Genomic DNA, 12,925 nt, shown 5'->3' with positions numbered 1-12,925 from the left:
GGCTAAAAGCGGGCTAATCCGTTTCTGCACTGACTCATACATCACTGGTATTCCACCCGCAAAACAGCCAGGGCATTATAACGACCCGCAGCGGGTAGTCGCCCTGTGGTACTAACGGGTAGAGACAAAAAAGTCACGTCTGCCGTCTGAGCTGACTCAGCTCGGTTTTCAATTAACTTAAATGGCACACCAACATGCGCAGCAAGGGCGTTCAAGTCTACGGATTCCTGTTGGCTATCCATAATCATAATGCCAACGTCTGGGTTATCCTCCGCCTGAATAATGCTTTGCCGGCCATTAACATCTCTCGTGGATGAGATATTGCCATCAAAAACCAGCGTCATTACGGCATCAATATCCTTATTCGTACAATTTATCGGAATAGTGGTTGCAACTGGAGAAACACCTGTTGGCTTTGCTCCAGCGCCAGCACGACTTAACTCACTGGCCCAAACATCCGGCATATTAACCGTGAAGCTGGTGCCCTCATTAATTGTGCAGCCTTGTGGAACCTCAATATTTAAGTTGCCAATATAAGCATTAAATACGGGAATTGGTCCGTGCTCTGTTGGGAATTGGCTGACATACAAAGAAACCAGCAATACGTTATTTATCGATATATCGGATATTATTTTTTTATCAAGTCTAATTTTTATATAACCTTCTGTTCCAGAGGACCAATTATCTGGTTTACTTCTGTCCGCTGGATAATTGGTGCTATAGTTCTCAAAAGGTACCGTCTTATCTGTCATTGTGCCGTTTTTATTATAAAGTTTAATATGTGTCGAAACAGATATCTCATGTGTCAAAGGGATAAATATATCGCTCCCCTGATGATCACCAGATGCGCCTGACGGATCTATGCCAGATGTAGCTGTAAAATAAATTTCATAATCATCCAATGAATTACAATAAGCCTTGTAACGCCCTATTTTCCAGTTCTGTGCTGGCAATACTGTTCCGGGAGAATTATTATTAACATCTGAGACAGTCACCGTACCAAAGTTATAAGAAAATGTCGCAGGAGTAGTATTATTACCTGGTGCACCAGGATAACAAAAAGCGCGATCCCGTCCCATATCTTCCGCATATACGATGTTATAGCAGCTACTGACTAAAAGAATAAACAATATACAAATTGCTTTTATATTTCCCCAAAAATAAGTAAGCATCATGCTTCTCCGGTTATCCATGTATCGCTACTGCACCCATAGCATTATTTTGTAAAACATTTAATTTTACGCTCCAAACAGGTAAAGCATTATTGTAAAGATCCAACGTTTGCCAGTTAATCTCACAATTTCCTTGCCGCTGACACCAATTCTGTTGACGATGACTAAATGGTGCGACCATGCCACCATTTACGCTTTTACCATCAATAGATAAATTATAGAGTGTCACATACCAGGGCGTAGGGTTAAAAATGGTGACAGCTTCATTGTGTCGCGACCACCGTAACTGTTGATAAGCATCAAGTGGATTACCTGATAACGTCTCCGGGCGATAAAATATTTTCATCCTATTGCGTACAGCTACCTGGAGTTGATTTTCGTTCTTAAGTTGTGAGTTTTGTTCCTGAGCAGGTAACGCTGCAACATTCAGTATAAATAAACTCTCACGATCCACAGGTAACTGACCACCCACGCGATTAATTCTTATTTTGGTATTTTTATCTTGTTTAAGTACCAATAATGGTGGTGTGGCAATAAACGTCTTATTTGGTAGTAAAGGTTGGGATTCCAGTGTGCCTTTTAACTGGCGGCCATCATCAGGTATCACGGAAATTTTAACCAGCATATCTTTACTGGCAGTATTTTTAAGCTCGACCGAAATTGATGACTGCTTTTCTGGGTAAACAAAACGGGTACCGCCAACAACAACTCCTGCCTGCGCATTTGTGCAACATATAAAAAAGCATATCAGCACATTAATCATAAGTGACGATAAAGGAAACTGATGCATTCGCCTCTCCTGGTTGTACATCATTTTTTATAGCTTTATAAGCAGCAAAGAAATGCAATGTATTATCTACCAATGGTGTAAGGGCATAACTTGTACTCTTTATACCATTACTAATACTTTGTTTGTTGTTGTCAAAAATAGCCAGTGCTAACCCCTCGACTGAGCCCTCTTCCAGTTTATATAGGGCCGTGTCTTCACTAACTGATGTTCCATCAAACGTGACATTGGCATGACCGACATCACTGCCACAACGGGTTAACTTTACAGAGAAGCCAACTTTTTCAGTAACACTCCCTGAATTTCTCACCCTATAACTGGGAACATCAGGCATGTTAACTGTGAAATTTTTAGACTCATCGGCAACAATACAAGTCTTTGCCGTTATTATTCCTTCTATCCGTACAACACCTGTATGTGTTGTATCATCAGCAATGGATTGCATTGATATCACAGAGAATAACAGAGCAATTAAATTCCAGGAGCGCGTCATATTATCCTCACTGATAATCTATATCAAAGTACAACAGCGCATTCGCCTGCCCCGCATGTACGTTTTGCTGAGTTGACTTATAGCGGAGTTTAAAGGCTAAACTGGCATCGCCATTATTATCTAAAATTAATTCTTTGAACCCTGACTCACTATTAATCGCTATAATTTTATCATTGCTATCTAAAATTTCGACGCCCACTCCAGTTGCACTATCTGCACTGGAAGTAAGGCGTAATAAAGTGGTATTAATAGCATCAGTATCTCCAGTAAACCTCACATTAGCACTTACTCCTGAACTATACACAGTACTGGTTGTTGTAGGACATCCTTCCAGATTAATCGTAAATGTATGGCTGCCAGAAACATCTCCTACATTCAAAAAATCATTGACGTCATAAGTTCCCATATTTACTGGCTGGTCTTTGCTTCCAGCTGTAATATCACACGTTTTTGCTAATAATTGTCCTGTAAATGTGACTATTACGGTATCGTTAGCCAGTGCGTTACATGAAATCACCATCATGAACAATGATGTAAAAATTAATAGAATAAATTTCTGTAATATATTCATTAGCGGCACTCCAGATTTGCATAGCTAATGGCATTATCCAGCTCGCTTTCTGGTAATTGATAGCTTGCCTGACATTGCTGATAAGAACTTTCTCCCCACTGTATATTTATTATGCCTTGTAAAGGCAAACCGGAGAGATAAACCTGCCCACTGTCACCCACTATTCCTGTAATCTGAGTGGTCCCCTCAGTGGGTACACTGGCCGTCGCACCAAATGGAACTGGTTTATTACGATAGTGAACATTAAATAAACCACGAATACCGACATGTGCATTAAACTCAGCGCGAACTAAAGCACCTTTACTGGGTATCACTTCCATAGTAGTGGCATCTAATTCTGTATGCATACTCATAGACATAGGGTCTAAAGAGATATTATTACGCCGATATTCCGTGGCATAAGGCACGACAGCATAGCCACGCCAGTCTGTTTTAACCCCCGTTCCGCGCTCCACATTTACATTGTTTGCTCCTGGTGCTTTTATCAGTATATTTGTTTCACCTAACGGCTGACTTAGCGTTAAACCATTTTCGTGAACAACCATGGCACCACTTAAACCATAGTTAAATTGCTGGTTACCATTATTATCGTAGCTGTATCCGGAATTTAGTGAACCATAAGTACCGCGGTAATTTAACCCTACCGAGCCATTTTCGCCATTATTCTGGTTGGCAAAATTTTGTTGAATATTATAGTTGAGATTATGTTGTTCCAGCAGTGAACCAGATACTCCAGCATACTGATTCACATGACCGCTATTATCTTGACTGTAACCATAGGTCGCAGTCATAGAATTTGTCGCAGTGCGCCCATCGACTGCTGGTGATAACCAATTGCTGATCGGCAATGATATGTTGACGGATAAGATTCTGTCCGCATCTGAACCTGGTGATTTGCTGTAATTATAAGCAATATTTAAATAAACCCCATGCACACTCGTATTATAGCCAACCTGGTATAAGGTATCTTTATTATTCGTATTCCAGTAAGTTTGTTGACTCGCTGCCAAATACATAGAGCCATATTCACCCAATGGTTGTGATATATTCGCCTGAAATTTTCCTCTTTTGTTATAACGTAAATTATAAAAATCATTCCAGTTATAAACATAGTCTTTTTCATTAAGGGTATCTGGATCGATAACCGTACCCGACATTTGTTTGTATGTCGTATCACTCAACGAATAAAATCCCTCCGTCGAGTAACGATAACCAATAACCTGAAAAGCCGTACCTGTTTGCACTAACGATTTTGAGTATAGAAAACGGTACGATTGCCCTTGATGTTTACTGCCATCAGCAAGTGTGCTATTGGCTTGCGTCAAATCAAATGAGGTCGCACCAAACATACCAAGGTTGAACCCAAGCCCGAGTGCTATTGCCCGATAATTATTAGAGTATTGTATTCCTCCATAGGCGGTAATATCCCAGGGTAACCCCCAAATCAAATCTCCTTGAAAGATATTCGGATTGTTTTGATTATAGCTATTACTACGATATTTACCGGCAGTTGCGGAATATTTAATATGTCCTTCGCGTTGAAGGATGGGTACAGCGGCGTAAGGAATGGTATAGATAGTTTCGGAATTATCAGACTCTTTGATCGTAACTTCTAAATCCCCTGCGGAAGACGTAGGGTTCAGATCGTTGATTTCAAAAGGCCCAGGGGGAGTATATGTCTGATAAATAACATAGCCATTTTGTTTAATCGTGACCTGGGCATTACTTTTAGCAATGCCGCGCACAGTCGGGGCAAAGCCACTTTGGCTATCCGGCAGCATGTTTTCATCGGACTCAAGTTTGACACCCCGAATACTCACGCTGTCGAAAACATCTGATGAAGACCAGGTATCACCCAGTGTTAATTCACTTTTGAACGGAATAATGACCCGTTGTAACGTACTACTCACATGTGCAATTTTACCCGGTGAATTACCTGAACGACTCCATGTAGAATAATCACGAAAACGCCACGCTCCTAAGTTTAAACCTGAACGAAGATTTAAATAATAACTATCAGACGCATAGTCTCCACGATCGCTGTTGCCAGAAAAATCATAATTAATAAGAATGGCTGGGATACCATTATCCCATTCCTCAGGTGGAATATAACCACGTGCTTCATGCTTTAATATTGCCTGCGGAAAGGTCAGTTTGAGTCGTTGCGCATCCAGTTCAGGAGTATATTGAACTTCTGCAAACCATTTACGTAAATCGAGACAATTATTCCCCTCTGCTTGCGCCTGCTCCGGCAATGCACTTTTGTTAATTCCTAAAGTAACTAACTCATCGAGCGAAAAACAGGGGATCAACTGATTCTGATCATCAGCTTTGAAAGTAACCTTACGTGATGTCAAAGGCGAATCATTGACCCATATTTCAACCTCATAGCTACCAGGAAGATACGTCATCCCTTTCTCAAAACGAGATAAATCAGCAACAGCTTCAGTATCACCCGACAGGAATGCAGGGTTAAAGCGCATACCCGCCACTGAACACGTAGGCAAAAGTGTCAGTAGAAGCAGCACACACCGCCTCATCTGCTTGCGCCTTGCCATCCTGTGTTCGAGTTTTCTGAGCTTTAGGTTCATATCCCTGACCTGAGTTGCTTTAACGTTTTAATCTTCCAGGTTTATTGCATCGTTCCCTTTTGCCTGGCCGTTGTGGCACCGTAATCATTGATAGTTTGATAAGTAATTTCACCGGCTAACGTCACTGATGAAGACACTGTTACGTCACTTTTTGGGGGAACAAACGCATTAGGTAATTTTGCCCCTTGCACCCTGATTCCAGTCACCGTCAGATAATAGGGAGAAGGGTTAATGACTCTCAGCTGTTTACCTTCGTATTTAAATCGCAGCATATCCCGTGCTTTACCAGCTTGAACGGATAAATTAGTCGGACGGTAAAATAATTTAATTCTGTTTTGTAACGCCAGTTGTAACGTGTTTTTCTGGGTATTCTTCTCGTCCGTTGGCGGAATCGCTTTCACATTCATCCAGAATAATGTTTCGCGATCAGTCGGTAACTGCGATTTACCAATAAACATTATCCTCAATGAGGCTTCTTTTCGCGTTGGCAACATAAATAAAGGAGGCGTAACCACAAAATCCTGACTTTTTTTACTGCTTTGATTGTCATCAATCCATGACTGGATTAAATAGCTGGTGTTAGCCCCACCATTCTGTACACTTAACGTAATTTGCTGACTGTCAGATGGATAAACCAGACGCGTAGAACCAAGACCGAAGCCACCCGCAGCAATAGCATTGATAGATATGGCGGATAGTAAAAATAGAACCGCTGCTCTTATGGCATATTGAGTCTTTAGCAAAGAATTTATATTTCTATTGGCTAAACATTTATTTTTTGAAATCCATCTCATACTGCATCCTTGTAGATGAAATTAATTGTAATTACTGATACGAGTCTATTTATTACAAATAAACACGTAATATTAATTTCAGGCTACAAGTAACTGTAACCTGAAATTATTTTGCTGTAATTATTCGTACAGCACGACGAAACTTGCCGTAGCTTTCACCAGACCTGGTGCAACGGAACTACCGTTCTGCGCATAGCCTGCGGTAAATGCGGCAGTAAAATCATGGGTAGCAGCATCGCCAGGAATCACGTAAGCTGCCGAAGAACCACTCCCCTGAGGAGTTTGTGTATTCAGTTTAATCAGGCCATCAGTTGTCGTGTTTTTAGAATAAATACGAATCCCTACACCTGTTGCTCCCGTTTCGCCAGTACCATCAGCATTAGCAAGTCCTTCCACTTCATTGGCAAGCGTCTGGTTGGCACCGTCTGCGGCGCCAGTAAAACGAAACTCAATGTCTTGACTGTCCGTATTGCTACAATCGGTCAGCTTAATGTTGAAGTCAGTCTGGTTACTGGCGCCCGTCGCTTCGGTATCAATGCCCGTGAAAGCGTTAGAAGGTACGACTGGCAGTACCACTTCAATCTGTTTTGATTCTGTAGCGACCTTACACGTCGCTTTAACCACTCGACCAGTAAAGCGAATGTTTCCGCCCATCGCATCAGTGTTGTCATCCATATCGGTGAGTTTTGGATAATCAACGGTGCTCCAGTTTTTATCCGCACCACCAAATTGTGATGCATCGTCTGGCGCAGCGGTTACCGCAGTTGACATCAGCATTCCTGATGCGAGTAAAACCACGGATAAATTAGATAGATTGAATTTCATTTATACCTTTCCTTTTGTTAAAAAATCCAAGCAATATTGGCGATTATTTTTACATTCAGCTTTAACAAAGCACATTATTTAAATGAATAAAGCTGGTGTGGTTAACCCCAGAAAATTAAGAGATATAATGGCTGGAAAATATTATATAAGCTGCCTGGTAATGTAACTAAAAGAATCCATGCTCGCAATGATTGACTTTATATAAAAATACAGTCATTTGAAAACAAAGAGATTTATTTTAGGCAGTATAACTGAGGAGCGCGGCAATATATAAATATAATAAATAATTTATTAGTCACTTATAATGCTTATTATATGATACATACTCAGATGAGGATTTTTATTAAGAATTAATAAATATTAATTATATATCGATACTGTATGTAAATTATCATGACATATCGTTTATCTGATATAAAAATGCCGTGTGCCCATTAACGATAGCTTTAAGGGAACACACGGCAGTGATCACACTTTGCGAACTTATAATCTCACTGGATCAATATGCCAGATATGATCGGCGTACTCTTTGATCGTACGGTCAGAAGAGAAGTAGCCCATATTGGCAATGTTCAGCATCGCTTTTGCGGTCCACTCTTCCTGACGCTCGTAGAGTTCGTCGACTTTATCCTGACAATCGACATAGCTGCGATAATCCGCCAGTACCTGGTAGTGATCGCCGAAGTTGATCAGCGAATCAACCAGATCGCGATAGCGTCCCGGATCTTCCGGACTGAATACACCGCTGCCGATTTGCGTCAGCACCAGATGCAGCTCTTCATCTTTCTCGTAGTATTCACGCGGTTTGTAACCCTGACGACGCAGTTCTTCCACTTCTTCCGCTGTGTTACCAAAGATAAAGATATTGTCATCACCGACATGATCCAGCATTTCGACGTTCGCACCGTCCAGCGTACCGATAGTCAGCGCGCCGTTAAGGGCAAACTTCATGTTACTGGTGCCGGAGGCTTCCGTCCCCGCCAGCGAAATCTGTTCAGACAGATCGGCCGCCGGAATGATCAACTGCGCAAGACTAACGCTGTAGTTCGGGATAAACACCACTTTCAACTTGTCGCCAATCTGCGGATCGTTGTTGATCACTTTAGCTACGTCGTTGATCAAATGGATAATGTGCTTCGCCATGTAATAAGCCGAAGCGGCCTTACCGCCAAAAATATTCACGCGCGGTACCCAATTAGCCTCCGGATCGGCCTTGATACGGTTATAACGCGTGATAACGTGCAACACATTCATCAATTGACGTTTGTATTCGTGAATACGTTTGATCTGCACATCGAACAGAGCCTTCGGATTCACCACCACATTCAACTGCTGGGCGATGTACTCGGCCAGACGTTTTTTGTTATCCAGCTTCGCCTGATGCACCGCATGGTTGACCATCGGGAAATCACAGTGCTGTTGCAGCTCGCTCAGCAGGCTAAGGTCGGTGCGCCAGTTACGGCCCAGGTGTTCGTCCAGCACGGCTGAAAGCGATGGGTTAGCTACCGCCAGCCAGCGACGCGGCGTCACACCGTTGGTAACGTTGGTGAAACGACCCGGGAAGATTTTCGCAAAATCAGCAAACAGCGACTGCACCATCAGGTTAGAGTGCAACTCTGAAACACCGTTAACTTTATGACTCACGACAACCGCCAGCCAGGCCATCCGCACACGACGCCCGTTGGATTCATCAATGATTGACGCCCGTCCCAGCAGGTCAGTGTCGTTCTGATACTGCTCTTGCAAGGTTTTCAGGAAATAGTCATTGATTTCAAAGATTATCTGCAAGTGACGCGGCAGAATTTTACCCAGCATATCGACCGGCCAGGTTTCCAGCGCCTCGCTCATCAGCGTGTGGTTGGTGTAAGAGAAGACCTCGCAACACACTTCAAAAGCGTCATCCCAGCTGAATTTATGCTCATCAATCAGCAGACGCATCAGCTCAGGAATCGACAGCACCGGATGGGTGTCATTGAGATGAATCGCGATTTTATCTGCCAGATTATCGTAGGTTTTATGCAGCTGATAATGGCGGCTTAAAATGTCCTGAATGGTCGAGGAAACCAGGAAGTATTCCTGACGCAGACGCAGTTCACGCCCGGAATAAGTGGAGTCGTCCGGGTACAGTACGCGGGATACGTTCTCAGAGTGGTTTTTGTCTTCCACCGCCGCGAAGTAGTCCCCCTGGTTGAATTTACCCAGGTTAATTTCGCTACTGGCTTGTGCGCTCCATAAACGCAGGGTATTAGTTGCGTCAGTGTCATAGCCGGGGATTATCTGGTCATAAGCAACGGCCAGAATTTCTTCAGTTTCAATCCAGCGAGTTTTCTTGCCTTCTTGCTGAATACGTCCACCAAAACGCACTTTGTAGCGCGTATTGTGTCGTTTAAATTCCCACGGGTTGCCGTATTCCAGCCAGTAGTCCGGTGACTCTTTCTGACTGCCGTTAACGATGTTCTGCTTGAACATGCCGTAGTCGTAACGAATACCGTAGCCGCGACCTGGCAACCCTAAAGTCGCCAGTGAATCCAGGAAGCAAGCTGCCAGACGTCCCAGACCACCATTCCCGAGGCCCGGGTCATTTTCTTCATCAATCAACTCTTCGAGATTTAACCCCATCGACTCCAGCGCCCCCTGAACATCGTCATAAATACCTAACGACAACATGGCGTTGGAGAGAGTACGGCCAATCAAAAACTCCATCGACAGGTAGTAAACCTGGCGAGTTTCTTGCGACAGTTGGGCACGGTTCGAGCGCAACCAACGCTCCACGAGACGATCGCGCACAGCAAATAACGTTGCGTTCAGCCACTCATGTTTATTGGCAACGACAGGATCCTTTCCAATCGTAAACATCAGCTTATAAGCGATAGAGTGCTTAAGCGCTTCTACGCTAAGGGTGGGCGATGAATATGTAAACGGAGCATTCATATAGGCGTTTCCTGAAAACTATTTCAAGCGATAGTAAAGCTCACGGTACGACTTCGCCGCGACCTGCCAGCTAAAATCCATTGCCATAGCCTGACGTTGCACAAACCGCCAAAGTGAAGGACGGGACCAAAGTACAAAAGCACGTCGAATAGCCCGTAACAGCGACCAGGCATTACTATCTTCAAAGACAAACCCACTGGCGACGCCATCTGCGAGGTTCTCTAGAGAACTGTCAGAGACTGTATCAGCAAGCCCACCGGTACGCCGCACCAAAGGCAGCGTGCCGTACTTCAATCCATAAAGTTGTGTTAAACCGCACGGTTCAAAACGACTGGGCACCAAAATGACGTCCGCGCCGCCCATAATGCGATGCGAAAATGCTTCGTGATAACCAATCTGTACACCAACCTGACCGGGGTGCTCCGCTGCTGCAGCAAGGAAACCTTCCTGCAATACCGGATCGCCCGCGCCGAGCAGCGCCAGTTGTCCGCCCTGTTCCAGAAGGCCCGGTAAGGCTTCTAACACCAGATCCAGGCCTTTCTGGCTGGTCAGACGGCTCACCACTGCAAAAAGCGGCACTTTATCGTCAACCTTAAGCCCCATTGCGATTTGCAACTGGCGCTTATTCTCCGCTTTATCCTCCAATGAATCGCGGGTGTAACGCGAGGCTAAAAGTAAGTCCGTCTCGGGACTCCATATTTTCTCGTCCACGCCGTTCAGTACGCCGGAAAGTCGTCCTTCACGATGACGCTGCTGGAGTAAACCTTCCATACCGTAGGCAAACTGTGGTTCAGTAATCTCGCGAGCGTAGGTCGGACTAACCGCTGTAATATGGTCAGCGTAATACAGTCCGGCTTTCAGGAAAGAGATTTGCCCGTTGAACTCCAGCCCATGAACATTAAAGAATGACCATGGCAATTGGATGTCATTCATGTGATGTGCATAAAACATGCCTTGATAGGCCAGATTGTGCACAGTAAACACAGACTTCGCCGGACGCCCGCGTGCCGCCAGATACGCAGGCGCAAGGCCTGCATGCCAGTCGTGCGCGTGCACTACATCAGGGCGCCAGAATGGGTCCAGCCCACTGGCCATTTCTGCCCCGACCCACCCCAACAGCGCAAAACGCAACACGTTGTCGGTGTAGGCAAATAAGTTGGTATCGTGATACGGGCTTCCGGGACGATCGTAGAGATGCGGCGCGTCAATCAGGTAAATACCAACCCCGTTATAATGTCCGAACAGCAGCGTGATATGCCCGGCAAAGGTATCACGACGAGATACCACCTGCGCATCGGTCACGCCACGGCGAATATCGGGAAATGCAGGCAACAGTACGCGAGCGTCAACGCCGTCTGCGATTTGTGCTGCGGGTAATGCCCCAATAACATCAGCCAGACCGCCGGTTTTAAGCAGCGGGAACATCTCTGAACATACATGTAAAACCTGCATTATCGCTCCTGTTTATACCCTAACTTCCGTAGCATTTCGCGCGTAACCAGCACGATGCCTTCTTCTGAACGATAGAAACGACGTGCATCTTCCTCTGCATCCTCACCAATCACCATGCCTTCCGGAATGACACAAGCGCGGTCAATGACACAGCGGCGCAGACGGCACGAGCGACCTACCCATACTTCCGGTAACAATACGGCGGAATCAATGTTGCAGAATGAATTAACACGAACGCGCGAGAACAGAACGGACTGCACCACCACTGAACCAGAGATTACACAACCGCCGGAAACCAGTGAGTTAAGGGTCATCCCATGACTACCGGAGCGATCCTGAACAAATTTCGCTGGTGGCAATGATTCATTGTAGGTGCGAATTGGCCAGTTGCGATCGTACATATCCAGTTCCGGCACCACAGAGGCCAGATCAAGGTTCGCTTTCCAGTAAGCTTCCAGCGTACCCACATCGCGCCAGTACGGCTCGGCGTCTGGGTCAGACTGTACGCAAGAGAGAGGGAATGGATGCGCATAAGCCAGGCCTGCTTCGGTGATTTTTGGAATCAAATCTTTACCAAAGTCGTGGCTGGAATTTTCATCGCGATCGTCTTCTTCCAGCAATTCATATAGATAGTCGGCGTCAAAGACGTAGATACCCATACTCGCCAGAGATTTGCTCGGATCGTTTGGCATTGATGGCGGGTTAGCCGGTTTTTCAACAAATTCGATAATTTTATCGTTTTCATCGACTGCCATAACGCCAAATGCAGAGGCTTCTTCAATCGGTACTGGCATACAAGCAACGGTACAACGCGCACCTTTTTCGACGTGGTCGATAAGCATTCGCGAGTAGTCTTGCTTGTAGATGTGGTCACCAGCCAGGATCACCACATACTCCGCTTTATAGCGGCGGATGATATCGAGGTTTTGAGTGACCGCGTCTGCGGTACCGCGATACCAGTTTTCCCCTTTCATTCTCTGCTGCGCGGGCAGCAGGTCGACAAACTCGTTCATTTCTTCATTGAAGAACGACCAGCCGCGCTGAATATGCTGCACCAGGGTGTGAGACTGGTACTGGGTGATCACGCCCATACGACGGATCCCAGAGTTGATGCAGTTGGACAGCGCAAAGTCGATAATGCGGAACTTACCGCCGAAGTGTACGGCAGGCTTTGCTCTCTTATTGGTTAAATCCTTCAGGCGGGTACCACGTCCTCCCGCCAGTATCAGGGCAACAGATTTCAATGGCAGCTGGCGCGCCAACATTAAGTGATCGTTCTTCTCTAAACTAACCATGACTAACTCCTTTT

The 12,925-nt window shown here is 45.0% G+C and carries 10 protein-coding genes; all 10 read right to left on the bottom strand.

Features of this window, described 5'->3' with window-relative positions; all coding sequences use genetic code 11:
• Positions 1-41: 41 nt before the first annotated feature.
• Positions 42-1,172 carry a fimbrial protein gene (locus D9741_RS03190; RefSeq protein ID WP_130217854.1) on the bottom strand — a complete coding sequence of 377 codons (1,131 nt, stop codon included), beginning with the start codon at positions 1,170-1,172 and terminating at the stop codon, positions 42-44.
• A 13-nt stretch (positions 1,173-1,185) separates the two neighbouring features.
• Entirely contained in the window at positions 1,186-1,962 is a 777-nt protein-coding gene (locus D9741_RS03185; RefSeq protein ID WP_130217702.1) for a molecular chaperone, read from the bottom strand.
• Positions 1,928-2,452 carry a fimbrial protein gene (locus tag D9741_RS03180; RefSeq protein WP_130217704.1) on the bottom strand — a complete coding sequence of 175 codons (525 nt, stop codon included), beginning with the start codon at positions 2,450-2,452 and terminating at the stop codon, positions 1,928-1,930. The genes D9741_RS03185 and D9741_RS03180 overlap by 35 nt, the downstream gene beginning before the upstream one ends.
• A 7-nt stretch (positions 2,453-2,459) precedes the next feature.
• On the bottom strand, positions 2,460-3,023 hold the full coding sequence (locus D9741_RS03175) for a fimbrial protein (RefSeq protein ID WP_122991110.1): 564 nt from the start codon (positions 3,021-3,023) through the stop codon (positions 2,460-2,462).
• Complete coding sequence (locus D9741_RS03170) at positions 3,023-5,614, bottom strand: fimbrial biogenesis usher protein (protein ID WP_165383437.1); 2,592 nt, start codon at positions 5,612-5,614, stop codon at positions 3,023-3,025. The genes D9741_RS03175 and D9741_RS03170 overlap by 1 nt, the downstream gene beginning before the upstream one ends.
• A 41-nt stretch (positions 5,615-5,655) precedes the next feature.
• Entirely contained in the window at positions 5,656-6,408 is a 753-nt protein-coding gene (locus D9741_RS03165; RefSeq protein WP_130217706.1) for a fimbria/pilus periplasmic chaperone, read from the bottom strand.
• A 120-nt stretch (positions 6,409-6,528) separates the two neighbouring features.
• Complete coding sequence (locus D9741_RS03160; protein WP_130217708.1) at positions 6,529-7,233, bottom strand: fimbrial protein; 705 nt, start codon at positions 7,231-7,233, stop codon at positions 6,529-6,531.
• Between the two features lie 483 nt (positions 7,234-7,716).
• Positions 7,717-10,164: a glycogen phosphorylase gene (gene glgP, locus D9741_RS03155; RefSeq protein ID WP_130217710.1), complete on the bottom strand. Its 2,448-nt coding sequence runs from the start codon at positions 10,162-10,164 to the stop codon at positions 7,717-7,719.
• A gap of 18 nt (positions 10,165-10,182) precedes the next feature.
• Positions 10,183-11,616, bottom strand: a complete 1,434-nt coding sequence (glgA, locus tag D9741_RS03150; protein WP_130217712.1) for a glycogen synthase GlgA — start codon at positions 11,614-11,616, stop codon at positions 10,183-10,185.
• Positions 11,616-12,911 carry a glucose-1-phosphate adenylyltransferase gene (glgC, locus tag D9741_RS03145; protein WP_130217714.1) on the bottom strand — a complete coding sequence of 432 codons (1,296 nt, stop codon included), beginning with the start codon at positions 12,909-12,911 and terminating at the stop codon, positions 11,616-11,618. Before glgC ends, glgA begins: the two co-directional genes overlap by 1 nt.
• Positions 12,912-12,925: the final 14 nt, after the last annotated feature.

This window comes from Escherichia sp. E14V7 (assembly GCF_004212225.1).
GTDB lineage: Bacteria > Pseudomonadota > Gammaproteobacteria > Enterobacterales > Enterobacteriaceae > Escherichia.
This window is presented reverse-complemented; position numbering and strand designations above follow the sequence as displayed.